This is a genomic window from Saccharopolyspora sp. NPDC000995, assembly GCF_053599315.1.
Window position 1 is genome coordinate 184,432 of sequence record NZ_JBSFLZ010000001.1, and the last position, 23,789, is coordinate 208,220.

The 23,789-nt window shown below is 67.5% G+C and carries 19 protein-coding genes, 2 tRNA genes and 1 pseudogene; 11 read left to right on the top strand and 11 right to left on the bottom strand.

What is annotated here, in order from left to right:
* Positions 1-138: 138 nt before the first annotated feature.
* Genes ACWDKQ_RS00930 through pknB form a run of 7 tightly spaced genes read left to right on the top strand, consistent with a single transcriptional unit; the run spans position 139 to position 9,636 of the window.
* The gene (locus ACWDKQ_RS00930) at positions 139-1,551 is read left to right on the top strand and encodes an FhaA domain-containing protein (protein ID WP_450136694.1); all 1,413 of its coding nucleotides are present in this window, start codon (positions 139-141) and stop codon (positions 1,549-1,551) included.
* A gap of 47 nt (positions 1,552-1,598) precedes the next feature.
* Complete coding sequence (locus ACWDKQ_RS00935; protein WP_450136695.1) at positions 1,599-2,063, top strand: FHA domain-containing protein FhaB/FipA; 465 nt, start codon at positions 1,599-1,601, stop codon at positions 2,061-2,063.
* The gene (locus ACWDKQ_RS00940; RefSeq protein ID WP_450136696.1) at positions 2,060-3,430 is read left to right on the top strand and encodes a protein phosphatase 2C domain-containing protein; all 1,371 of its coding nucleotides are present in this window, start codon (positions 2,060-2,062) and stop codon (positions 3,428-3,430) included. The genes ACWDKQ_RS00935 and ACWDKQ_RS00940 overlap by 4 nt, the downstream gene beginning before the upstream one ends.
* The gene (locus tag ACWDKQ_RS00945) at positions 3,430-4,854 is read left to right on the top strand and encodes an FtsW/RodA/SpoVE family cell cycle protein (RefSeq protein ID WP_450136697.1); all 1,425 of its coding nucleotides are present in this window, start codon (positions 3,430-3,432) and stop codon (positions 4,852-4,854) included. Before ACWDKQ_RS00940 ends, ACWDKQ_RS00945 begins: the two co-directional genes overlap by 1 nt.
* Entirely contained in the window at positions 4,851-6,305 is a 1,455-nt protein-coding gene (locus tag ACWDKQ_RS00950) for a peptidoglycan D,D-transpeptidase FtsI family protein (RefSeq protein ID WP_450136698.1), read from the top strand. The genes ACWDKQ_RS00945 and ACWDKQ_RS00950 overlap by 4 nt, the downstream gene beginning before the upstream one ends.
* A gap of 3 nt (positions 6,306-6,308) precedes the next feature.
* A complete protein-coding gene (locus tag ACWDKQ_RS00955) occupies positions 6,309-7,637 on the top strand; it encodes a serine/threonine-protein kinase (protein WP_450136699.1) in 1,329 nt (442 codons plus the stop codon).
* A gap of 37 nt (positions 7,638-7,674) precedes the next feature.
* The gene (gene pknB, locus ACWDKQ_RS00960) at positions 7,675-9,636 is read left to right on the top strand and encodes a Stk1 family PASTA domain-containing Ser/Thr kinase (protein WP_450136700.1); all 1,962 of its coding nucleotides are present in this window, start codon (positions 7,675-7,677) and stop codon (positions 9,634-9,636) included.
* A gap of 145 nt (positions 9,637-9,781) precedes the next feature.
* Here the strand turns inward: pknB and ACWDKQ_RS00965 are convergent, their stop codons facing one another.
* Positions 9,782-10,423, bottom strand: coding sequence for an aminodeoxychorismate/anthranilate synthase component II (locus ACWDKQ_RS00965; protein WP_450136701.1), 642 nt, complete (start codon positions 10,421-10,423; stop codon positions 9,782-9,784).
* A gap of 587 nt (positions 10,424-11,010) precedes the next feature.
* On the opposite strand from ACWDKQ_RS00965, the gene crgA reads away from it, so the two are divergent.
* Positions 11,011-11,277: a cell division protein CrgA gene (crgA, locus tag ACWDKQ_RS00970; protein WP_093260808.1), complete on the top strand. Its 267-nt coding sequence runs from the start codon at positions 11,011-11,013 to the stop codon at positions 11,275-11,277.
* Positions 11,278-11,443: 166 nt separating this feature from the next.
* Complete coding sequence (locus ACWDKQ_RS00975) at positions 11,444-11,851, top strand: PH domain-containing protein (RefSeq protein ID WP_450136702.1); 408 nt, start codon at positions 11,444-11,446, stop codon at positions 11,849-11,851.
* A gap of 3 nt (positions 11,852-11,854) precedes the next feature.
* Here ACWDKQ_RS00975 and ACWDKQ_RS00980 read toward each other — a convergent pair whose 3' ends face one another.
* Together ACWDKQ_RS00980 and ACWDKQ_RS00985 are read right to left on the bottom strand one after the other, a co-directional pair.
* Complete coding sequence (locus ACWDKQ_RS00980) at positions 11,855-12,784, bottom strand: rhomboid family intramembrane serine protease (RefSeq protein WP_450136703.1); 930 nt, start codon at positions 12,782-12,784, stop codon at positions 11,855-11,857.
* 56 nt (positions 12,785-12,840) lie between these two features.
* The gene (locus ACWDKQ_RS00985) at positions 12,841-13,389 is read right to left on the bottom strand and encodes a peptidylprolyl isomerase (protein WP_450136704.1); all 549 of its coding nucleotides are present in this window, start codon (positions 13,387-13,389) and stop codon (positions 12,841-12,843) included.
* Positions 13,390-13,529: 140 nt separating this feature from the next.
* Between ACWDKQ_RS00985 and ACWDKQ_RS00990 the strand changes: the two genes are divergently transcribed.
* Together ACWDKQ_RS00990 and ACWDKQ_RS00995 are read left to right on the top strand one after the other, a co-directional pair.
* Positions 13,530-14,105 (top strand): hypothetical protein, encoded by a 576-nt coding sequence (locus tag ACWDKQ_RS00990; protein ID WP_450136705.1) that lies wholly within the window; start codon positions 13,530-13,532, stop codon positions 14,103-14,105.
* 209 nt (positions 14,106-14,314) lie between these two features.
* Positions 14,315-14,524, top strand: a complete 210-nt coding sequence (locus tag ACWDKQ_RS00995; protein WP_093260818.1) for a helix-turn-helix domain-containing protein — start codon at positions 14,315-14,317, stop codon at positions 14,522-14,524.
* Positions 14,525-15,367: 843 nt separating this feature from the next.
* Here the strand turns inward: ACWDKQ_RS00995 and ACWDKQ_RS01000 are convergent.
* The 8 genes and pseudogenes from ACWDKQ_RS01000 to recF form a co-directional block, all read right to left on the bottom strand.
* Positions 15,368-15,440, bottom strand: a tRNA-Ala gene (locus ACWDKQ_RS01000).
* A 99-nt stretch (positions 15,441-15,539) separates the two neighbouring features.
* Positions 15,540-15,647 (bottom strand): annotated as a pseudogene (locus ACWDKQ_RS01005) (DLW-39 family protein); the annotation flags it as partial.
* A 62-nt stretch (positions 15,648-15,709) separates the two neighbouring features.
* Positions 15,710-15,783: transfer RNA gene (locus tag ACWDKQ_RS01010), tRNA-Ile, on the bottom strand.
* Positions 15,784-15,899: 116 nt separating this feature from the next.
* Positions 15,900-16,697, bottom strand: coding sequence for a DUF3566 domain-containing protein (locus ACWDKQ_RS01015; protein ID WP_450136706.1), 798 nt, complete (start codon positions 16,695-16,697; stop codon positions 15,900-15,902).
* A gap of 54 nt (positions 16,698-16,751) precedes the next feature.
* On the bottom strand, positions 16,752-19,247 hold the full coding sequence (gyrA, locus tag ACWDKQ_RS01020; RefSeq protein WP_450136707.1) for a DNA gyrase subunit A: 2,496 nt from the start codon (positions 19,245-19,247) through the stop codon (positions 16,752-16,754).
* Between the two features lie 49 nt (positions 19,248-19,296).
* A complete protein-coding gene (gene gyrB / locus ACWDKQ_RS01025; RefSeq protein WP_450136708.1) occupies positions 19,297-21,270 on the bottom strand; it encodes a DNA topoisomerase (ATP-hydrolyzing) subunit B in 1,974 nt (657 codons plus the stop codon).
* Positions 21,271-21,709: 439 nt separating this feature from the next.
* A complete protein-coding gene (locus tag ACWDKQ_RS01030) occupies positions 21,710-22,246 on the bottom strand; it encodes a DUF721 domain-containing protein (RefSeq protein WP_450136709.1) in 537 nt (178 codons plus the stop codon).
* Positions 22,247-22,382: 136 nt separating this feature from the next.
* The gene (gene recF / locus ACWDKQ_RS01035; protein ID WP_450136710.1) at positions 22,383-23,558 is read right to left on the bottom strand and encodes a DNA replication/repair protein RecF; all 1,176 of its coding nucleotides are present in this window, start codon (positions 23,556-23,558) and stop codon (positions 22,383-22,385) included.
* Positions 23,559-23,789 lie beyond the last annotated feature (231 nt).

Below are 23,789 nucleotides of genomic sequence, written 5' to 3' on the forward strand. Positions count from 1 at the left end.
TGTTGGCGAGGGAAGATTAGCACGGCTGACGAGGGGGTTCGGCGGGGGGGTTGGACGAGTTGGGAACAGGGCGGTGTCTCGGCCCGTTGGCCCAGATACGATGGTCGCCAGGAGTCGTACGCGTGGAGGGATTTTGCCGTGGGCCTCGTGCAGCGCTTTGAGCGCCGACTCGAAGGCATCGTCGGTAACGGCTTTGCGCGCGTTTTCGGCGGAAAGGTCGTCCCCCAGGAGGTCGCCCAGGCTCTGCAGCGGGAAGCCGAGCTGCAGGTCCGGGAACTCGCCGGGGGACGGTTGCTCGCTTGCAACCACTACGTTGTGCAACTGAGCCCGTCCGATCACGATCGGCTCACCGACGATGAGGCCCGGGTGACCGACCTCCTCGCCGACTGCGTTCAGGAGCATCTCACCGAGCAGGGGTGGGACACATATGGTGACGTCGTAGTCTCCCTGGAGCGCTCTGAAACGCTGCACACGGGACAGTTTCGAATCAGCTCGACCGTCGACCCCGACGTGACTCGACGGCCGGCACAACCGCGTACCGCAGGAGACCGACCCATGAGCCAGCCACCAGGCCACTACCCCCAGGGAGATCCGTACAACCAGCAGGGGCAGTACGGCTACGACCAGGGTTACGGCCAAGGCCAAGGCCAAGGCCAAGGCCAAGGCCAAGACCCCAACTACGGTTACGGCCAGCAACCGCAGCAAGCCGGTTACGACCAAGGCGGTTACGGTCAGCAACCGCAGCAAGCCGGTTACGACCAAGGCGGTTACGGTCAGCAACCGCAGCAAGCCGGTTACGACCAAGGCGGTTACGGCCAGCAACCGCCAGGTTATGACCAGGGCTACGGCCAGCAGCCGCCGGGTTACGACCAGGGCGGCTACGGCCAACCCGCCGGTTACGACCAGGGCTACGGGCAACAGCAGCAGCCCGGCTATGACCAGGGCTACGGCCAGCAGCCGCCGGGTTACGACCAGGGCGGCTACGGCCAGCCCGCCGGTTACGACCAGGGCTACGGGCAACAGCCGGGTGGGGCGTATCCGCAGTCCGGTGGCTTCCCGGACCAGGGCTACGGCCAGCAGCCGCCGGGTTACGACCAGGGCGGCTACGGCCAACCCGCCGGTTACGACCAGGGCTACGGGCAACAGCCGGGTGGGGCGTATCCGCAGTCCGGTGGCTTCCCGGACCAGGGCTACGGCCAGCAGCCGGGTGGGGCGTACCCGCAGAGCGGCGGTTTCGCCGCGGGTGGTCCGCGCGCGCAGATGACCGCGACGCTGCACCTCGACGACGGTTCGAACCGGTCGTACACGCTGCAGCACGGCTCGAACATCATCGGCCGGGGTCAGGAGGGCCAGTTCCGCCTGCCGGACACCGGGGTCTCGCGCAAGCACATCGAGATCACCTGGGACGGCCAGAGCGCGATGTTGGCCGATCTCGGTTCGACCAATGGCACCACGGTGAACGGCACGCCGGTGCAGACTTGGCAGTTGGCAGACGGCGACGTGATCAGGGTGGGCCACTCGTCCCTGGTCTTCCGCGCTCAGCAGGCCTGAGACCGCGTAACTCCGCGTCCAGACACGAGTAGGAGCGTTCACAACAAGTGCCAGAGCTGGTGATTCAGCTGACCAGAGCAGGGTTTCTCGCCCTGCTCTGGTTGTTCGTGCTGGCTGCGCTTCGCGTGGTTCGCTCGGATCTTTACTCGGCGTCCGGGATGCGGGTCCCAATGCCAGGTGCGAGTCGGCTACCGGGCAAGCAGTCCCGGGGCAAGAGCAAGACGCCCCGCCAGATGGTGGTGACGCACGGTGCTCTCGCCGGCACGCGCATCTCCCTGGACGGCCGGCCGATCCTGATCGGTCGCGCCGATGACTCCACGTTGGTCCTCGACGACGACTACGCGTCGACACGACACGCGAGATTGTCGCTTCGAGGCTCCGATTGGTACGTGGAGGATCTAGGCTCCACAAACGGCACATACCTCGATCGGGCGAAGGTCACGGGGCCGACCAAGGTCCCACTCGGCGTTCCGATCAGAATCGGCAAGACGGTGATCGAGCTGCGCTCATGACCCTCGTCCTTCACTACGCAGCCCGCAGCGACCGCGGCCTGGTGCGCTCCAACAACCAGGACTCGGTCTATGCCGGCCCACGACTACTCGCCCTCGCGGACGGCATGGGTGGACATGCCGCCGGTGAGGTCGCCAGCAAGGTCGTCATCGCGGCGTTGGCGCCGTTGGACGACGACGAGCCGAGCGACGACCTGCTCGGGCAGCTCCGCGGTGCGGTGCTGGCCGGCAACGGCGCGATCTCCGAGCTGGTGGCCAACGACCCGGACTTGGAGGGGATGGGCACGACGCTCACCGCTGTGCTGTTCGCAGGCAGCAAACTGGGCTTGGTGCACATCGGCGACTCCCGGGCCTATCTGGTCCGCGACGGCGAGCTGACCCAGATAACCCACGACGACACCTTCGTGCAGTCGCTGATCGACGAAGGCCGGATCACCGAAGAGGAGGCCGCCAACCACCCGCAGCGCTCGCTGCTGCTGCACGCGTTGACCGGCCACGAGGTGGAACCGAGCCTGGCGATCCGGGAAGCCCGGGCCGGCGACCGCTACCTGCTCTGCTCGGACGGCCTGACCGGCCCGGTGAGCACCGAGACGATGGCGGAAGCGCTGCGCATCCCGGACCCGCAGCAGTGCGCGGACCGGATGATCGAGCTCGCCCTCAAGGGCGGTGGTCCGGACAACGTCACCGTGATCATCGCCGACGTCGTCGACGTCGAGTTCGGCGACGACGCCCCGATCGTCGGGGGCGCGGCGGGAAATGGCGATGAGCATCCGCAACCCGATTCGTCTGCGGCACGCGCATCCGCGGTGACCATGCCGCGGCCGCAGCCGCAGCGTTTCGAACCCACCTCACCTCCACCCGAGCAGCCGCGCAAGCGCCGCTGGCTGCGTTCGCTGCTGGTGACGTGCGGCGTGCTCATCGTGCTGGCCGGAGTCGCGCTGGTTGGGCGTTGGTGGGTGCTCAACCAGTACTACATCGGCGCGAACCGCGCCGATGAGGTGGTGATCTTCCAAGGAGTGCAGGGCAGCGTGCTGGGTGTTTCGCTGAACTGGCAGGTCGAAACGTCCTGCCCGTCGGATTCCGCGCCGGATTGCACTCCGATCAAGGTGGTCGACCTGCAGGAAGCGCAGCGGCCGGACGTCCGCAACGGCATCGCCGAGGTCAACGGGCTGCAGGAGGCCCGCGACGCGATGCGGCGGCTCCGGATGACCGCGCTGCTGCCGGAATGCCAGAAGCCCAAGCCGCCGCCGGCGCAGCCTCCGGCTGGGCAGCAGCCGTCGCAGGGCCAGCAGCCCGAGCAGCCGGCGGACGCCACCCCGCTGCAGACGGAGGAACAACAGCCGGGCGTGACCTGCCGGACGGTGAGTTGATGGCGCAACCGGCCGTTACGACCGGAGCTGCCAGCGGGGCCCCCCGAGTCGACACTCGGCGGGGCACCGAGCTGTTCATGCTGGTTTGCTCGGCGGTGATCGTCACGTTCGCGCTGATCGTGGTGGAGGTCTCCCAGGAGCAGACCGTTACCCGGGAGCTGTTCTTCTACGGCTTGGCATTCCTGGTGCTCTTCGGCGCGGCGCATTTCGGCGTCCGCCGGTGGGCTCCGTACGCCGACCCGTTGATCCTGCCGCTGGTGTCATTGATCAACGGGCTTGGGCTGGTCATGCTGCACCGGCTCGACCTCGCCGAGGCGGTGGGCTACCCGTTCACCCCGAAGCAGATCGTCTTCACCACGGCCGGCGTGGTGCTGTTCATCCTGGTGCTGGTGTTCATCAAGGACCACCGGACGCTGGCCCAGTACGGCTACACCTGCGGTTTCGTCGGCCTGGCGCTGCTGGCGCTGCCCGGCCTGCTGCCGTCGAGCATCTCCGAGGTCAACGGCTCCAAGCTGTGGATCAACCTGGGCTTCGTGTCCATCCAGCCCAACGAGTTCGCGAAGATCCTGTTGCTGATCTTCTTCGCCTCGTTCCTGGTGTCCAAGCGGGAGCTGTTCACCACCGCGGGCAAGCGGTTCCTAGGCATCGACTGGCCGCGTCCGCGGGACCTGATGCCGGTCATCGCCGCTTGGGCCCTGTCCATCGGCATCGTCGTGTTGGAGAAGGACCTGGGCACGTCGCTGCTGTTCTTCGGCATCGTGCTGGTGATGATCTACATCGCCACCGAGCGTGCGGTGTGGGTGTTCCTGGGCCTGTCGATGTTCGCCGTCGGCTGCGTCATCGCCTTCAACCTTTTCGGCCACGTCCAGGACCGGGTGAACACCTGGCTGGACCCGATGGTGCGGGTGCCCGATGGTGAGTGGGACCCCGGCTACCAGCTGCGCACCGGCCTGTTCGGGATGGCGCACGGCGGCATCGGCGGCTCCGGTTTGGGCGGCGGCATGCCGCAGATCACCCCGCTGTCCTTCAGCGACTTCATTATCCCGGCGCTGGGCGAGGAACTCGGTCTGGTCGGGCTGATGGCCCTGCTCACGGTGTACCTGATGCTGATGATGCGTGGGCTGCGCAGCGCGCTCGCGGTGCGCGACTCCTTCGGCAAGCTGTTCGCCGGTGGTCTGTCGTTCACCATGGCGCTGCAGCTGTTCGTGGTCGCCGGCGGTGTCACGGGGCTGATCCCGATGACCGGTCTGACGGCTCCGTTCCTGGCCGCCGGTGGTTCCTCGATGCTGGCCAACTACATGTTGGTGGCGCTACTGCTGCGGGTCTCCGACGCGGCCCGCCGTCCGCAGGCGCCAGCGAAGCCGAAGCCGAAGCAGGCGCCGATCGCGGAGGCACATACGGAGTTGGTGGAGCGTCCCCGATGAACAAGCCGCTGCGCCGGGTGGCGCTGGCCATGATGGCGATGATCGTGCTGCTGATGGGCAACGCGACGTACGTCCAGGTGATCAAGGCCGACGAGCTCAACGACGACGCCCGCAACGTGCGGATCAAGTACGAGGAGAACTCGCGGGAGCGCGGGCAGATCATCGCCGGCGGCCAGTCGCTGGCGAGCTCGATGCCCATCGAGCACGACCGCTACGCGTTCCAGCGCACCTACCCGAACGGGCCGCTGTACGCCCCGGTCACCGGGTTCTACTCGTTCTTCTACGGCTCCAACGGGGTCGAGCGCGCCGAGGAAAAGATCCTCAACGGCACCGACGACAGCTTGGCCTTCGGCCGGCTCTCCGACATGATCACCGGCAACAAGCCGCGCGGTGGCAGCGTCGAGCTGACCATCAAACCGGCGATTCAGCAGGTGGCCTACGAGCAGCTGACCAAGCAGGGCTTCCACGGCTCCGTGGTGGCGCTCGACCCGAAGACCGGCAAGGTCCTGGCGATGGTCAACGCGCCGTCGTACGACCCGAACGTGCTGGCCACCACCAACAACAACGACGCCGCCGCCGAGTGGAAGAAGCTCAACGACAACTCGGATGCGCCGATGGCCAACCGGGCGGTCTCGGAGATCTACCCGCCGGGCTCGACATTCAAGCTGATCACCGCCGCCGCCGCGCTGCAGAACGGGTATAACCCGAACAGCCAGGTGGAGGCAGCCGCGTCGATCACGCTGCCCGGCACCAACACGCAGCTGCCGAACTACGGCAGCAAGACCTGCGCGGGCAACACCCTGACGCAGGCGCTGGCGCACTCGTGCAACACCGCGTTCGCGAAGATCGCCGGTGAGCTCGGCCCGGAGAAGATGCGGGAGACCGCCGCCGCATTCGGCTTCGGGCAGGACCTGGCGATCCCGATGAACGTCGCCAAGTCGGACCTGGGTCCGATGGCCGACGCCCCGTCGCTGTACCAGAGCGGGATCGGCCAGCGCGACGTGCGGGTGACGCCGCTGCAGAACGCGATGATGGCCGCGGCCATCGCCAACGACGGCAAACTGATGAAGCCGCAGCTGATCGAGGCCACCCGGTCGCCGGACATGGCGGAGCTGAGCTCCTTCCAGTCTGAGGAGATGGACCAAGCCGTCTCTCCGAACATCGCGCGGATGATCCGCGACATGATGATCCAGTCGGAGAAGAACACCAAGGGCGGCGGCAAGATCTCCGGCATCGAGATCGCTTCGAAGACCGGTACCGCCCAGCACGGCGACGTCAAGGACCAGCCGCACGGCTGGTACGTCGCGTTCGCGCCGGCGGAGAACCCGACCATCGCCGTGGCGGTGATCGTGGAGAACGGTGGTGACGAGGGCACCGAGGCTACGGGTGGCTCGATCGCCGCCCCGATCGGCCGGGAGGTCATCCGGGCCGGTCTACAGGGGGGTGGCTGACCCGTGCTGACCTCCGGCCAGTTACTCGCCGACCGGTACCGGCTCGGCCAGCGCATCGCCGTCGGCGGGATGGGGGAGGTTTGGCAGGCCGTGGACGTCCGGCTGGACCGGACCGTTGCCATAAAGGTGCTCAAGGCGGAGCTGTGCGGTGACGCCGAGTTCCTGCACCGCTTCCGCACTGAGGCACGGACGACCGCGTCGCTGAACCACCCGGGCATCGCCGCTGTGCACGACTACGGCGAGACCGCAGCCATCCCGGACGGCCCGGAGGACACCGCGTACCTGGTGATGGAGCTGGTCGAGGGCGAGCCGCTGGCCGCGATCCTGGCCCGCGAGCGCCGCATCAACACCGACCACACGCTGGACATGCTGGAGCAGGCCGGCCGGGCGTTGCAGGCCGCGCACGAGCGAGGCCTGGTGCACCGGGACGTCAAGCCGGGCAACATCCTGATCACGCCCGAGGGCAAGGTGAAGTTGACCGACTTCGGCATCGCGAAGGCGGCCGACGCGGCACCGGTGACCCGCTCGGGAATGGTGATGGGCACCGCGCATTACATCGCGCCGGAGCAGGCGCTGGGCGACGACGCGACGCCGTCCAGCGACGTGTACTCGCTGGCCGTGGTCGGCTACGAGTGCCTGATGGGTCACCGCCCGTTCCTGTCCGAGAACGCGGTCACGGTCGCGATGATGCACATCCGGGAGATCCCGCCGCCGCTTCCGCCGGACGTGCCGCCGGGGGTGCGGGCACTGATCGAGGCGACGCTGGCGAAGGACCCGCGACGCCGCTACGCCGACGGCGGCGAGTTCGCCAACGCCGTCGCCGCGGTGCGCGTGGGCATGCCGCTGCCCACGCCGTCCTCGCTGGTCATGCCGCAGCAGCGGCAGCAGCGAAACGTCGCCGTGCCGACGAAAACCGGGGTGCACCAGATGCCCGGGCAGCTGCCGCCGATGGGGAACACGTACCCTCCTGGGCTGATCCCGCCGCAGGCACCGGCCCCCCAGGTGCCTGCCTCGCAGCTGCCACCTCAGCAGGTGCCGTCCTCGCCGCGCACGAACAAGGTCATCGTCTGGGCGCTCGTCGCGGTGCTCGCGGTAGCCTTGCTGGTCGCTGTTGGTGTGGCCACTTATTGGGTGGTCAACTGGAACCAGGGATTGGTCGGATCCGGCCGTGTGAAAACGCAGAATCTGGATTCGGCAACTGCTTTGGGCCAGACTTCGCTACGGCGCACGCCCTTGATCGGGGCGAACCCCACGAGTTGGCCGAACACGGAATTCGGGGGACTGCCGCCGGTCGTCCTGCTGGCACCGGCCGCACAGGGCGAATCGGCATGATGGGACGATCGTTGACAAGGATCGGAACGACACTTCGATGAGTTCACCTCGACTTCTGTCCAACCGCTACGAGCTCGGTGAGACTCTCGGCTACGGCGGTATGTCCGAGGTGCACCGCGGCCGCGACACCCGGCTGAGTCGCGACGTGGCGGTGAAGATCCTGCGCGCCGACCTCGCCCGCGACCCCACGTTCCAGCTGCGATTCCGCCGGGAGGCGCAGAACGCCGCCGCGCTGAACCACCCGGCCATCGTGGCCGTCTATGACACCGGCGAGACGGAGGCCGAGAGCGGGCCGCTGCCGTACATCGTGATGGAGTACGTCGACGGCCGGACGCTGCGCGACATCGTCAAGACCGAGGGTCCGCTGTCGCCGCGCCGGGCCATGGAGGTCATGGCGGACGCGTCGGCCGCGCTGGACTTCAGCCACCGGCACGGCATCGTGCACCGGGACGTCAAGCCCGCCAACATCATGATCACCTGCGGCGGCGCCGTGAAGGTGATGGACTTCGGCATCGCTCGCGCGCTGGCCGACGGGCAGGCCGCGGTGACGCAGACCGCGGCGGTGATCGGGACCGCGCAATACCTCTCGCCGGAGCAGGCGCGTGGCGAGGCGGTGGACGCGCGAAGCGACGTCTACGCCTCCGGCTGCGTGCTGTTCGAGCTGCTCACCGGGGAGCCGCCGTTCACCGGCGACTCGCCGGTCGCGGTCGCCTACCAGCACGTCCGGGAGGAGCCGCGCAAGCCCTCCGACGTCAACCCGACGACGCCGGCCTCGCTGGACGCCGTGGTGCTCAAGGCGTTGAGCAAGAACCCAGCCAACCGCTACCAGTCGGCTGCGGAGATGCGGGCCGACCTTGTGCGGGTGCTCTCCGGGCAGCGCCCGAAGGCGCCGATGATCATGTCCGACGACGAGCGGACGGCGATGCTCTCGCAGGCCTCGGCGACCGAGGTGCTGCCGCCCGGCCGTCACCGGTCGGTCGACCGGGAGCCGGGCGAGGCCGACCTCGAGCGGGAGCGTAAGAAGCGCAAACACCGGACGATCGCGCTGGTCACGACGGCCTGTGTGATCGTGTTCGCGCTCGTCGCATGGCTGGCGACCTGGATCTTTAACAGCTCGCCGAAGACGGAGGTCCCGCCGAACTTCGTCAGCATGACCCGGGCCTCGGCCCAGGCCGAGGCCGACGCACGTGGATGGAAGCTCGCCTGGTGCGTGTTCCCGTCCAGCGTCGACAACATAGACAAGGTCGTCAGCCAGAAGCCGGCCCCGGGCGTGGCCGTGGCCAAGGAGACCCAGAAGATCGAGCTCTGCTCCGGCACCGGGCCGGCGAGCGTTCAGGTGCCGGACTTGAGCGGACTGTCCATCCCCGAGGCATCGCAGACGTTGGAGGAGGCCGGGCTCAAGCTCGGGCTGACGCCCTCCTACGAGGAGACCAGCGACCCCAAGCAGATCGACAAGATCATCGACTGGGACAAGAAGGGCCAGTCCGTCACCCAGGGCACGACGATTTCCGTGACGGTGGGCAAGGCAATCCCGACGGTCGAGGTCAAGGACGTGCGCGGCATGCCCTACGACACCGCGAAGGCCTACCTGGAGGGTGCCGGGTTCAAGGTCAGCAGGCAGGACCGCGACTCCGACCAGGCACCGGGCACCGTGCTCGACCAGAGCCCGTCGGGCGGTAGCAAGGTGCGGCCGAACACAGAGATCACCCTGGTGGTCTCAAACGGCCAGCAGATCACCATGCCGTCGCTGCTGGGCATGTCGCCCAGCCAAGCCGAGGACGCCCTGCGGTCCCGCGGCTGGGAAGGCGAGATCGCCGAGGTCAACCAGTCGACCGCGGACAAGAGCCAGGACGGCAAGGTGGTCGGCTCGTCGCCGACCAGCGGGCAGAAGCTGGGTAAGAACCAGCCAGTGACGCTGATGGTGGGCGACTACAGCAGCAACAGCAGCCCGACCACCAGTCCCCCGTCCAACGGCTCCCTCTTCCCGCCGTTCGGCTGACCTGTTCTGTGTGAGGGGCACCCGTGACCGAGCAACCGGGTCGCGGGTGCCCCTCACGCATCACCGGATCCAGTTATGGTTGAAGGGCACCTCTGACCGGCTTGGCCGACTTGACCGGTCAGGGGTGCCCTTCAACCTTCCAGGCTCAGCGCTGTGCGGCGGCGGCGACCTTGCGCATGCCGAGTTCGAGCTCGGCGACCAGCTGCTCGTCGACCGGGTGACCAGCCGAGGACATCCAGTTCGCCAGCATCCGGTGGCCGCCGTCGGTGAGCACCGACTCGGGGTGGAACTGGACACTCTCCACCGGCAGCTCCCGGTGCCGGATGCCCATCACGATGCCGGACGCTGTCCGCGCGGTGATCTCGAAGTCGTCCGGGATGGTGTCCGCGCGGACGATCAGCGAGTGGTAGCGCGTCGCGATGAACGGCGTCGGCAGTCCGGCGAACACCCCAGCCCCGCAGTGGTGGATCTCGCTGACCTTGCCGTGCAGCAGCTCCGGCGCCCGCTCGACGATCCCGCCCCACACCGCACCGACGGCCTGGTGCCCGAGGCACACGCCGAACACCGGCCTGCGCTCCGCGGCGCAGCGCTCGATCAACTCCATCGTGCGGCCCGCGCGGTCCGGTGTGCCAGGACCGGGGCTTAGCAGAACACCGTCGGCGGCGACCACGTCGTCGTCGGTGACGACGTCGTTGCGGCGCACGACGCAGTCCGCGCCCAGCTGGGCGAGGTACTGCACGAGGTTGTAGACGAAGCTGTCGTAGTTGTCGACGACGAGTACGCGCACCCCGCCAGACTACGCGGAGCACAAAACGCATTTCCAGGCTCGTTGCACGTAGCGGAACCTCAGACACCGCTTGAACCGCGGCGGTGCGGGCTTCGAGCGTGGTCCAAGCGCCTTCGGCGTTTAAGGGAAGCGATGGAGTTTTCACCTGGTGGTGCCGTCATTGAACGGCGGCATCGGCTCCACCAGCGGGAACATCACGAACAACAGCAACGAGCTGGTTCCGCGCGGTGAACCAGGCGGTGACGCTACACCGCGTAGAAGACGAATAGCAGCAGCGCGAGCCCCACGGTGATCAGCAGCTCGCCCCAGCACGTGCAGCACCGTGCGCAGCCGAGCTGCCCGGCGGTCCGGTGGCGGGACGACCACCAGCTCCGGCGAAGCCACGACGGGCCTCGCTTGTCACGACGGGTCCTCTCGTGTCACGGCTTGGACCACGAGGTAGATCAACGCTGTGATTGCGTTAACGTGGTAGCTGGAAAACGAGCTGCACCGCGAGAAGTTGCGCGCGCCCCGGCGCGCTAACGCCCGGGGTGCGGCCACCGCCCGAGCACGCGGCGCACGATGCCGCACCACCTGGCGAGGACACCATGCCGAAGTCCAAGGTCCGCAAGAAGGACTCCCCCACCCCGGTGACCGATCGCCGCACGCCGGTGAAGGCGAAGGCGGTCGGCCCGTCCCACCCGATCTACGTCATCGTGATGTTGGGGATGATGGTGATCGGCCTGCTCTGGCTAGTGATCAACTACATCGCCGGCGACAAGATCCCGTTCATGGTCGACCTGGGCGGGTGGAACTTCGCCGTCGGCTTCGCGTTCATGATCATCGGCCTGCTTATGACGATGCGATGGCGCTGACTTTTAGCGCGTAAGCGGAATGTGTCGAGGTCCGAAGGGGTCAATCCCTTCGGACCTCACCCATCTCGTGGGCCTCTTGACGTTCGGTCAGCGAACAACACAGGTGTAACTCATCCCCATTGGGGATAACTCCTGTGGATAACTCATCGGTAGCAGGTGGATAACGGTGGACGAGAGCGGATCTCGACAGTGGTCGACGCCCATCGGGCTGATCACCTGCGGATGGGTGCTCGCCGCTTCGGCCGCGGCGTGGTGGCTGGCCGCGGACAGCCCCGTCGACCGGCTGTTCATCGGCGTGCTCGTGTTGGCGCTGGCCGCGACCTCCGCGCACGGCAGCATCTGCCGACCGCGGCTGCGCGCGGACCTCGACGGTGTCACCGTGCGAGGCTTGCGCGGCCAGCACCACTGGCCCTGGCCTGCGGTGACGATCCGGGTCCGGCACGACCGCCGGTTCGGCCGCACCGTGCAGGCGCTCGAACTCGACGCCGACCCGGAGCTGGTCGTGCTAACCAGGCTCGACCTCGGCGCCGACCCGCAGGAAGTCGCGGACGAACTGCGCGCCCTGCGCAGCTGAGCATCAGGACCTCAACAAGCCGCAGCGGGTTTCCGCGCCGGAACCGATGCACACCACGTTGCCGAACTGCAGATCACGTGTCACCAGCACGGCGATCAGGATTACCAGCAGCGCGGTCAGGCCACCCACCTGGACCAGCGTCCGCCGTTCGCGTGGCGCGTAGACGAGCGCACCAGTCGCGAGCACACCGATGACGAGCCCGCCGAGGTGCCCCAGCAGCGAGAGGCCCGGGATCAGCACGCTGGCCGCGATGTTCAGCGCGATCACCACCAACACCGGCCGCAGGCTGATCTTCAACCGCAGCGCGGCGATCGCGATACCGCCCATCAGGCCGTACACCGCGCCGGACGCGCCAGCCACCATCTGCACCGGCTCGCCGAACATGAACACCGCGGTGCTGCCGCCGAGCAGCGACAGCAGGTACACCGCGCCGAACCGCAGCCGCCCCAGCAGGAGCTCCAGGTCCCGGCCGATCACCCAAAGCGCGATCATGTTCATCGTCAGGTGCAGAAGACCGATGTGCAGGAACCCGGCACTGATCAGGCGCCACCACTGCCCTCCCGCGACCACGACCGGCCACAGCGCGAAGTCGTCGAACAGCGCGGAGGTGTAGTTCCCGCCGATGCTGCCGGCCTGCACCGCGGTGAGCGCGAAGACCACCACGTTGATCGCGACCAGCACGGGGACCAAAATGGATTTCTTGGCAAGCCGAGCGCCGGCCACCGTCACCGGTTGCCGCATGCCGCGTTGTCCCTGCGTGACGCAGTCGACGCATTGCTGGCCGACGGCGGCATCGCGCAGGCACTCCGCACACGCCGGCCGCTCACACCGGGTGCAGCGCAGCCCGGTGGGGCGGTCGGGGTGCCGGACGCAGGTCGGCAGCTGCGGCGGAGCCCCGTCCGCGCCGGGCTGGGATCCAGGCGGAACAGTCACGTCAGGACCTGCTCTTCGCTTCGGACTGTCTCGGAACCGAACCTGGTCGCCGAGTTTCAGCCGCGTTCGATCGAGACCTTCTCGATGATGATGTCGTTGACCGGGCGGTCCCCCACGCCGGTCGCGGTGTTCGCGATCGAGTCGACGACGTCGCGAGACTTCTGGTCAGCGACTTCACCGAAGATGGAGTGCTTGTAGTTCAGCCAGTCCGTGGCGCCCACCGTGACGAAGAACTGCGAGCCGTTGGTGTTCGGCCCGGCGTTCGCCATCGCCAGCAGGTACGGCTTGGTGAACTGCAACTCGGGGTGGAACTCGTCGCCGAACTTGTAGCCCGGGCCACCGCGGCCGGTCCCGGTCGGGTCCCCGGTCTGGATCATGAATCCGGAGATGACGCGGTGGAAAATCACCCCGTCGTAGAACGGCCCAGAACGTTCACCCTTTGCGTTGGGCTCGGTGTACTCCTTGGTTCCTTCGGCGAGGCCCACGAAATTTGCCACTGTCTTGGGCGCCTTATCGGGGAACAGGTTGATCCGGATGTCGCCCTGCGACGTGTGCAGGGTCGCGGTCACCGTAGTCCCAACGAGCGATCCGTTGTCTTCAGCCACCAGACCATCCTGCCATCGAAGAGGCCGAACCCGGAGTCTGGGTGCAATATGGGGCTGATCGCCGCCTGCTGGGCGGTGCCCACGCCGCAGGCGTGGGCCGACGAAGTCGACCGGCGAACGCCGGGCCGAGGAGGCACACGATGGACGAGGTGAAGGCGATGGCCCGAGCTGGCGAAAGCGTGGGCAAGGCGGTCGGGACGGGCATCAAGTCCGCCCGCCACGGCGCGAGACGCGCGGGTGAGGTTGGTGTGGCGCTGTCCAAGCAGGCCGCTGCCCTCGCCGAGCAGGAGCTGGCTAACCACGGGTACTCGACCGACGAGTTGCAGGAGCTGATCGCGCAGCGCGCCACCGGGATGTCGCGCAAGGAGCTCGCCAAGCGCGGCCGCAAGGCGCGCAAGCAGTGGGAGAAGAAGACCGCGAAGTCCCGCAAGCAGCTGGCCAGGAATACGACCGCCGCCCGCAAGGAGCTGGCCGCTCGCATCGACCCGGCCAAGCCGAAGTCGCGGCGCAAGTGGCCGTGGGTGCTGCTAACGCTGACCGCTCTCGGCGCGGCCGCGGCAGTGGCGTTCTCCCGCCGCCCGGAGGAGCTGCCGGTGGCTGAGGCCGACGACAGCTTCACCAGAAGCGACACCCAGGCCCGTCACCGTGCGAGCCGCCCCGACGTGCCGGCGCAGCCCGACGGCCAGGCGCACATCGCGCCGGAACGATCCCGCTGACCCCGTGAACTTCTCGGAGGCCGGACCCGTCGGGTCCGGCCTCCGACCTTCTCCAGGCGTCGCACTCCCACATTCGATCTCGCCGGATCGATGGCCACGACGCAGGATGAGCGAACCGACGAGTTACGACCTGCACGCGTCGAAGCACGTGGCCGCGTGGCGCGTCAACCGGGGCTGACATCCCCCAATTGTCAACATAAGTTGACGGCATGGCAGAAGCAACGGAACTCGCCTCCGCGGCGAGCAGCCGCGATCCGCGGATCGGCCTGCGAGCCGTGGCGGCGCTGCGGAAGCTGCTCGAACAACTGGAATCCGTCCAGGTTCGCAACGCCCGCAACCAGGGCTGGTCGTGGCAGGAGATCGCTGCGGAGCTCGGCGTATCGCGGCAGGCCGTGCACAAAAAACACGGGAGGTCCTGATCATGTTCGAGGAGTTGTGAGCTTGCGCTCCGGGGTGGCCGACCGCAGAAAGGAGGCCGATTCCGGCAGGTAGCGCAGCATCAGGGGAACGAACACCAACGCAGGAGCGGCACCGATGACGAACATCGCCCGTCACCCGAGCGTCGACAGCACGGCGATCCCGAGCACTGCGGTGAGCACGGCACCGAGACACGACATAAGCACTAGCGGCGGGCATGCTGCCCGCTCAGGAGGCTCCCTTCCGCCGAAACCCCAACCCGGCAAAGCACCAACCGAAAACAAAACGTCACCGCAAAGCCGAACGCAAACCCCACCTCCAAGCACGCCGAAAACCAAAACCAAACCCACAACGAAACCGAAGCCAACGAAACCAAATGTCCAAAAAGGACGAACCTAACCAACCCCAAACCGGAGCAACCCCACCCAGAACAACAACACAGCCGCCCAAAACCAGCACCCCCAGGCAGCACAACCCAAACGGTTGGAACAGAGCCCCAGAAACGCCGACAACCGAAGGCTGCCCCCACAGGCACGGCCGAAGGTCGACAAAGTGCGCGAGAGGGAAGGGTTTCACCACGAACGAAGACACGACAAACGCTGCTTAGAACCTCGGTGCACGAAGAGGCCCAAGTGCTCCGACAGCCGAAGGCTGGAGCTCAGAGCCCCGGAGAGCTAGTCCAAGAGCAGCCCGGGAAAGCTCCGAAGACCGAGGATCGGACAAAAAAAGAAACCCCCACACCGTATCCACATCGTGGGGGTCTGCGGGAGCCGAGCCCCCGCAAGATAATGACGCGGCGGTAATGGCCCACACTTTCCGTGGACACACTCCACCGAACTGAAGCGTGGAGACGAGGGGAATCGAACCCCTAACCCCCGCCTTGCAAAGGCGGTGCTCTGCCAATTGAGCTACGTCCCCAGCTATCGCAGCCCCACTCAGGTCTGCTGACCGGTGACGCCCACGATGGCTACCGGCTCCGCGAGCCGGATCAAGAGCGGTGGGCGGCGATCAGGCCTCGGCAGTGGCCTCGCGCCAAAGGTCAGCCTCGGCCTTCGCGGCCCGGTTGCGCCGGATGACGAACAGAACGACCCCAGCAACTGCGGCGAGTGCGAGCAGCTTCTTCACTTCCGGTCGCCTCCTAGCATGGCGTGCAGCCGAGAAGTCCTCGGATTTGGAAAGATTACCAGTGGGCCTAGAAGGACTTGAACCTTCGACCTCTTCGTTATCAGCGAAGCGCTCTAACCGCCTGAGCTATAGGCCCTTGGTGTGGTTCAAACACTACAGGACGCCTTCCGGAGCTCGAAACGGGGGTCGGCGTTGCGGATCTGCCGGGACGTGGCGATCCCGGTGCTGGACCGGAATCGCCACGTCAGCGGTTCATTCCCGCTCAGAGAGGGTGACCTCGATGCCGCCAGCGAAGTCGGCCGCCACGTTGTAGATGAACGCGGCCACCGTCGCCAGCGCGGTCACCAGCACGATGTTGATCGCACCGATGATCGAGGCGACCCCGAACACGCGTCCCGCGCTGATCAGCGGTTCGCTGGCCGCGTTGTCGGGCTGGGTCAGCTCGGTGAAGGTGCCGTTGAGCTGGGCCCACACGCCCATGCCGTCGAGCACCCCGTAGAGCACCGCGACGGCGATCATCCACACGAAGAACAACGCGACGCTGAGCACCAGGGCAAGCTTCAGCACCGACCACGGATCCAGTCGCTTCACCTGCAGGCTGGCCCGCCGCGGGCCTCGGCTCGGCCGCCGCGCCGAGGCCGTCGTCGTGCCGCGGGTCGCCCCGCCCACACCGGCGGCACCTGCAGCGCCGCCGGTGAACGACACGGTCGTCCGCGTGGACGGCGGCAGTTTGGTGCGCACCGTTTCCTGGTCCTGCACCTGCTTCGGGATGTTCTGCGTGTCAGCGACGTCCGGGCCGGAGGCTGCCGCGGCAGCAGCCACCGGTGTGTCGGACGAGCCGGACGCGGTCGCCGAGGCGCGTTGCCACGGGGGCGGCGTCTCGGTGCCGTGCAGGTCTTCCCCGCTACCTCCGGCGGTCGGCTGCGCGGGAGCCGAGCCGGATTCCTTGCCGACGTCCGCGGCACTGTCGTCGGCTGTCTGGGTGCTGACCGAAGCCCGGTCCGCATCCTGCTGCGGGTCCGACTGCTCCGGCTTCTCGGAAGGTGTCACGAGCGATCCTTCGTTGATCGTCGGCGGCGGTGTGCGACGTGGTCTCCCACGGTTTTACTGCTGCTGTTCGGGCCTAGCAGCGTCCGGGTCGGCGGCTTCGTCGGCGTTGCGCGCGATCGCCACCAGCGCGGACCCCTCGTCCAGGTTCATCAGACGAACCCCCTTCGTCTGCCTGCCGGCCTTGCGCACCTCCTTGGCGGTGGTCCGGATGACCCCACCGGTCGAGGTGATCGCGTAGAGCTCGTCGTCGATCTCGACGATGAGCGCCCCCACCAGCCTGCCACGCTTGTTGTCGTACTGGAGAGTCAGCACGCCCTTGCCGCCACGGCCCTGCACCGGGTAGTCATCGATCGGGGTGCGCTTCGCGTAACCGCCGTCGGTGGCCACCAGCACGTACCGGTCGGCGCGGACGACGCCCATCGCCAGCAGCTCGTCGCCGTCGTTGAACCGCATGCCCAGGACGCCCGAGGTGGCCCGGCCCATCGGTCGCAGCGCGTCGTCGGTGGCGTGGAACCGGATCGACTGGCCCTCCGCGGACACCAGCAGCAGGTCGTCATCGGCGGAGCACAGCACCGCGCCGACCAGCTCGTCCTCGTCCTTCAGGTTGATCCCGATGAGACCACCCGATCGGTTGGAATCGAAGTCGGTCAGGCGGGACTTCTTGACCAACCCGTTGCGGGTGGCCAGCACCAGGTACGGCGTCGCGGTGTAGTCCTTGATCTGCATGACCTGGGCGATCTGCTCGTCCGGCTGGAACGCCAGCAGGTTCGCCACGTGCTGGCCGCGCGCGGTGCGGTTGGCCTCCGGTAGCTCGTAGGCCTTCGCCCGGTAGACGCGCCCCTTGTTGGTGAAGAACAGGATCCAGTCGTGCGTGGAGCACACGAAGAAGTGCGACACGATGTCGTCCTGCTTCAGCTGCGCGCCCTGCACACCCTTGCCGCCGCGCTTCTGCGCCCGGTACAGGTCGGTGCGCGTCCGCTTGGCGTAGCCGGTGCGGGTGATCGTGACGACCACGTCCTCGTCCGCGATGAGGTCCTCCATCGAGACCTCGCCCTCGAACGGGACGATCTTCGTGCGCCGGTCCTCGCCGTACTTGTCGACGATCTCCATCAGCTCGTCGCGGATGATCTGCCGCTGCCGCTCCGGCTTGGCGAGGATGTCCTTGAGGTCCTCGATCTCCCGCTCGATCTCGGCCAACTGGTCGATGATCTTTTGCCGCTCCAGGGCCGCCAAGCGGCGCAGCTGCATCTCCAGGATCGCGTTGGCCTGGATCTCGTCGACGTCGAGCAGTTCGATCAGCCCGGTGCGCGCGTCGTCCACCGTGGGCGACCGGCGGATCAGCGCGATCACCTCGTCGAGCATGTCCAGCGCCTTGACCAGGCCGCGCAGGATGTGGGCGCGTTCCTCAGCCTTCTTCAACCGGTACTTGGTGCGCCGGACGATGACCTCGATCTGGTGCTTGACGTAGTACCGGATCACCTGGTCCAACCGCAGGGTGCGCGGCACCCCGTCGACCAGCGCCAGCATGTTGACGCCGAAGGTGGTCTGCAGCTGGGTGTGCTTGTAGAGGTTGTTCAGCACGACCTTGGGGATCGAGTCACGCTTCAGCGTGATCACGATCCGCATGCCACGCCGGCTGTTGGACTCGTCCGCGATGTCCGAGATGCCGGTGAGCTTGCCCTCCCGGTGCATCGCGGCGATGTTCTCGATCAGGTTGTCCGGGTTGACCTGGTAGGGCAGCTCGGTGACCACCAATGTGGTGCGGCCCTTGGCGTCCTCTTCGATCGTGACGACGGCCCGCATCTTGATGGAGCCGCGGCCGGTGCGGTAGGCGTCCGCGATCGCATTGGTACCGAGGATGAGGCCGTGGGTCGGGAAGTCCGGACCCTTGATCCGCGCCATGAGAGCGTCGAGCAGCTCTTCGTCGGTGGCCTCCGGGTTCTCCAACGCCCAGACGACACCGTCGGAAACCTCGCGCAGGTTGTGCGACGGGATGTTGGTGGCCATTCCGACCGCGATCCCGCCACCTCCGTTGACCAAGAGGTTCGGGAATCGCGACGGCAGCACCGTGGGTTCCTGGGTGCGCCCGTCGTAGTTGTCGGCGAAGTCGACGGTGTCCTCTTCGATGTCGGCGAGCATGTGCATCGCCAACGGGGCCAGCCGCGACTCGGTGTACCGCATCGCCGCGGCCGGGTCGTTGCCGGGCGAACCGAAGTTTCCCTGGCCGTCGATCAGGGGGTGGCGCATCGACCAGGGCTGGGCCAGGCGGACCAGGGTGTCGTAGATCGCCGAGTCGCCGTGCGGGTGGTAGTTGCCCATCACGTCGCCGACGACGCGGGAGCACTTCACGTACCCGCGGTCCGGGCGGAAGCCGGAGTCGTACATCGCGTACAGCACGCGTCGGTGCACCGGCTTGAGGCCGTCGCGCACGTCTGGCAGCGCGCGGGCCACGATCACGCTCATCGCGTAGTCGATGTATGAGCGTTGCATCTCCTGCTGGATGTCGACCGGCTCGATCCGGCCGTGTACCGGCGGCAGGATATCCGTCATGCTCGTCCTTCGCTTTCCGGGAAGTTCGGGGGCTTAGCGGCGCGGTGCGTCACACGTCGAGGAAGCGGACGTCCTTGGCGTTGCGGGTGATGAACGAGCGCCGGGCTTCGACGTCCTCGCCCATCAGAACGCTGAACAGCTCATCCGCGGTCGCCGCGTCGTCCAGCGAGACCTGCAGCAGCAGCCGGGTCTCCGGGTTCATGGTGGTGTCCCACAGCTCGTCGGCGTTCATCTCGCCGAGACCCTTGTAGCGCTGGATGCCGTCGTCCTTGGGCAGCTTGCGGCCGGCTGCCGCGCCCTGCTCCAGCAGCGCGTTGCGTTCCTTGTCGCTGTAGGCGTACTCCGGCTCCGACCGCGGCCACTTGATCTTGTACAGCGGCGGCTGCGCGAGGAAAACGTGGCCGTTCTCGATCAGCGGCCGCATGAACCGGAACAGCAGGGTCAACAGCAGGGTGCGGATGTGCTGGCCGTCAACGTCGGCGTCGGCCATCAGCACGATCTTGTGGTAGCGCAGTTTGGACAGGTCGAACTCGTCGTGGATGCCGGTGCCCAGCGCGGTGATGATCGCCTGGACCTCGTTGTTCTTGAGGACCCTGTCGATCCGCGACTTCTCCACGTTGATGATCTTGCCGCGCAACGGCAGGATCGCCTGGAACCGCGACTCGCGGCCCTCCTTCGCGGAGCCGCCCGCGGAGTCGCCCTCCACGACGTAGAGCTCGGTCTCCTCCGGGTTGTTGGACTGGCAGTCCTTCAGCTTGCCCGGCAGGCCGCCGATGTCCATCGCGCTCTTGCGACGCACCAGCTCCTTGGCCTTGCGCGCGGCCATCCGCGCCTGCGCCGAGGACACCGCCTTGTTGACAATCACCTTGGCCTCGGCGGGGTTGCGCTCGAACCAGTCGGTGAGCCACTCGAAGGCGGTGGTCTGCACGAACGACTTGACCTCGGTGTTGCCCAGCTTGGTCTTGGTCTGGCCCTCGAACTGGGGCTCGCGGACCTTCACGGACACGATCGCGGCCAGGCCCTCGCGGACGTCGTCGCCGGTGAGGCTGCCGTCCTTCTCCTTGAGCAGCTTCTTGTCCTTGGCGTAGCTGTTGACAACGCGGGTCAGCGCCGACCGGAAGCCTTCCTCGTGGGTGCCGCCCTCGTGCGTGTTGATGGTGTTCGCGAAGGTGTAGACCGACTGGTTGTAGCCGGAGTTCCACTGCATCGCGATCTCCAGCTCGTAGTCCTTGCTGGAGGCGTTGAAGGACACCACCTTCTTGTGGATGGGTTCCTTGGTGGCGTTGATGTGGCGGACGAAGTCCTCCAGGCCGCCCGGGTAGTGGAAGGTGCGCTCGGTGGCGCGGGCGGTGGTGCCGCTGGCGTCCTCGCCGGCCTCGTCTTCTTCGGCGGCCCGCTCGTCGCGCAGGACGATGGTCAGTCCCTTGTTCAGGAAGGCCATCTCCTGCAGGCGACGCGAGATGGTTTCGGCGTTGTACCTGGTGGTTTCGAAGATCGTCGGATCGGCCCAGAAGGTAATGGTGGTGCCGGTCTTGTTGGTGCGCTCGCCACGCTCGACGTCGGCGACGGGCTTGGAGTCCTCGTAGCGCTGCCGCCACACGTAGCCCTCTAGGTGGATCTCCGCCTCCAGCGCCGTGGACAGCGCGTTGACCACCGACACACCCACGCCGTGCAGACCGCCGGAGACCGCGTAGGAGTCGCTGTCGAACTTGCCGCCCGCGTGCAGCACGGTGAGCACGACTTCGAGGGTCGGCTTCTTCTCCACCGGGTGCATGCCGACGGGGATGCCGCGGCCGTCGTCGACCACGCGCACGCCGCCGTCGGCAAGCAGGGTGACCTCGACCCTGGAGGCGTAGCCAGCCATCGCCTCGTCGACCGAGTTGTCCACGACCTCCTGCACCAGGTGGTGCAGGCCGCGTTCGCCGGTCGAACCGATGTACATGCCGGGACGCTTGCGGACGGCCTCAAGGCCCTCAAGAACGGTGATGGATGAAGCGTTGTATTCGCTCTTCTTCGGTGCCACGGGCCTCGATTTCTCCTTGAGCCGACTGTGCTGTCAGGTTGGCCGGTGCCGGTTCGAAAACACGCCCTTCCCGCACCGCAGACCACTTCGGGGCGACTTGTCTGTCGGCGCCGCACCCTGCTGCGCGCGTTGCCCAGCGCCTCGACGATCACATCGGTCGAAGGCGTCGGCCACACCCTGCACTGATTCTACTGGCCCCCCGCGACAGAAGTAGGGCAAGGACACCCCTGACTTCCTCACAGAGCGGAGAACTCGAATCAATCCACCATCCGAGAGCCTCGAGAGGTCGCCGGGGGATCTCGGTGGCGATCGGCCGGTTGCCGCCCCGGCGGCGGGCCAGCCGGGGGGTCTGCTCCCCGGTGCGACGCGGCCATTCGCCCCACCGGGCCTGCGGACCGTGGCCCGCGCGGGCCGACGATAAGCGCGTATCGGCAGGCTACTAGCCGTAGGTGTCGCGGGGGCCACGCCCGGGAACATGCCTGGGGCCGTGCCGCCAGCTCGGCGCGGCCGGGCCCTGCACCTTGATGCGGCGCACCACGTCGCGGCCGACGCCATCGCTGATCCGCTTCAGGATCTGGCGCTGGAGCAAACGCAACTGCGTGGCCCACGCAGTGGACTGGGCCTGGACGGTGAGCTCGCCGTCCTTCAGCGCCACCGGCTTAGTGTGCTCGGCCACGTCGCCGCCGACCAGGGACGCCCACTTCGCGAAGACCTGGCCGCCGGAGAGGTGCTCGGTCCAGCCGCGCTCGCTGGCGATCCGGGCGGCCAGCCGACCCAGCGGCTGCGGATCGCGGTCGTCCGGGCGCGGCCCGGACCAGCCACGACGGCGGCGCGCCCGGACCACGCCCCCCTTCTTCTTGCCGTCGCGCCGGCGGGCTGCGGACTGCTCCCGGGCGGCCTGCAGGGCGGCCCGGGCGAGGTCCGGACCGGACAACGCGGCCCCGTCGGACCCGACCGGCGACGTCCCGGTATCCACCGGGACCGTCGTTGATGGTCCCGGTGATGGCGCCGAGTTATCCACACCATCCACAGGGTTATCCCCAGATGTGGGCAAATCTGCGGTCTTTCCCGCCCCGGTTATCACTCTGGGTTTACTTGACGACTGCGAACGGTTATATGGCACGTCGCACCTCGCCCTCCCGGACGTCGAATCGGGCACCGATGAGCTCCGGCGGAACGTCCTCCGGCACCGCCGCGGTCACCAGCACCTGCTCGGCCCCGCCCACCAGGTCGGCCAGCCGGGCCCGGCGGCGGCGGTCGAGCTCGGCGAAGACGTCGTCCAGGATCAACACCGGCTCGGCGCCATCCTCGGTGAGCAGGTAGTAGGAAGCCAGCCGCAACGCCAGGACGAACGACCAAGATTCGCCGTGGCTCGCGTAGCCCTTCGCGGGCAGGTCACCGAGCATCAGTTCCAGGTCGTCGCGGTGCGGCCCGACCAGCGACACACCGCGGTCGATCTCCTGCGCCCGGACCCGCTCCAGCTCGGCGAGCAGGGCCACTTCCAGTTCCGCCGGGTCTGCGGCCTTGCCTAGTGGCACGCCGTAGCCCTCGGGCAGCGACTCGCCGAGGCTGCTGCGGTAGCGTACGCCGGCCACGCGACCGGACGGCACGGTCGCCTCATCGGTCGCCGCGACGTTGGCATAAGCGCTGGTCACGTGGGGTGCGATGGCGGCGACCAGATCGAGCCGACCTGCCAACAGCTCAGCGCCGAAACGGGCCAGGTGGCCGTCCCACACCTCCAACGTGCGCAGGTCCGCCGAGCCGCCGCCCCTGCGCGCCGCGCCCGCCGACTTGAGCAAGGCGCTGCGCTGCTTGAGCACCCGGTCGTAGTCCGAACGGATACCCGAGTACCGGGGTGACCGCGTGACCAGCAGGTCGTCGAGGAACCGGCGGCGCTCACCCGGATCACCGCGCACGATCGCGAGGTCCTCCGGTGCGAACAGCACGGTGCGCAGGATGCCGAGCACGTCGCGAGGCCTGGCGACGGCACCGCGGTTGATCCGCGCCCGGTTGGCCTTGCCCGGCGTGATCTCCAGCTCGACCAGCAGCTCGCGTCCGCTGTTGACCACGGCGGTCCGCACGACCGCGCGCGCCGCGCCGTCGCGTACCAGCGGGGCATCGGCGGAGACGCGATGCGATCCGAGAGTCGCGGCGTAACCGATCGCCTCGACCAGGTTCGTCTTGCCCTGCCCGTTGGCCCCTACCAGCACGGTGATGCCCGGCTCCAGGGTCAGGTCGGCGTGCGGCCACGACCGGAAGTCGGTCACTTGCAGATGACGGACGTACACGGCGATCCAACTTATTCGCAGCTTTTGTTCGGTCGTCCGCCCGGTCGCCGAATTCGCGGATTCGGTGCCTTCGTCGTCCTGGCGATTTGTCGACAAATCGCCAGGGCATCGGACGGCGGTGCTCCCTGGGTAGGGTTTTCGCTGGTAGCTGACTCGTCTGTTGAGGCGCTACAGCACCTCAACGTACTCAAGGCACCTGCCTGCGGAAACAGCGAGGACGGTGGGCGGTAT

Excerpts from the sequence above, each read along its gene's own strand:
- gyrA (WP_450136707.1), bottom strand. The coding sequence starts at position 19,247 with ATGACGGATATCCTGCCGCCGGTACACGGCCGGATCGAGCCGGTCGAC.
- crgA (WP_093260808.1), top strand. The coding sequence starts at position 11,011 with ATGCCGAAGTCCAAGGTCCGCAAGAAGGACTCCCCCACCCCGGTGACC.
- pknB (WP_450136700.1), top strand. The coding sequence starts at position 7,675 with ATGAGTTCACCTCGACTTCTGTCCAACCGCTACGAGCTCGGTGAGACT.
- ACWDKQ_RS00945 (WP_450136697.1), top strand. The coding sequence starts at position 3,430 with ATGGCGCAACCGGCCGTTACGACCGGAGCTGCCAGCGGGGCCCCCCGA.
- ACWDKQ_RS00950 (WP_450136698.1), top strand. The coding sequence starts at position 4,851 with ATGAACAAGCCGCTGCGCCGGGTGGCGCTGGCCATGATGGCGATGATC.
- ACWDKQ_RS00995 (WP_093260818.1), top strand. The coding sequence starts at position 14,315 with ATGGCAGAAGCAACGGAACTCGCCTCCGCGGCGAGCAGCCGCGATCCG.
- ACWDKQ_RS00990 (WP_450136705.1), top strand. The coding sequence starts at position 13,530 with ATGGACGAGGTGAAGGCGATGGCCCGAGCTGGCGAAAGCGTGGGCAAG.
- ACWDKQ_RS00940 (WP_450136696.1), top strand. The coding sequence starts at position 2,060 with ATGACCCTCGTCCTTCACTACGCAGCCCGCAGCGACCGCGGCCTGGTG.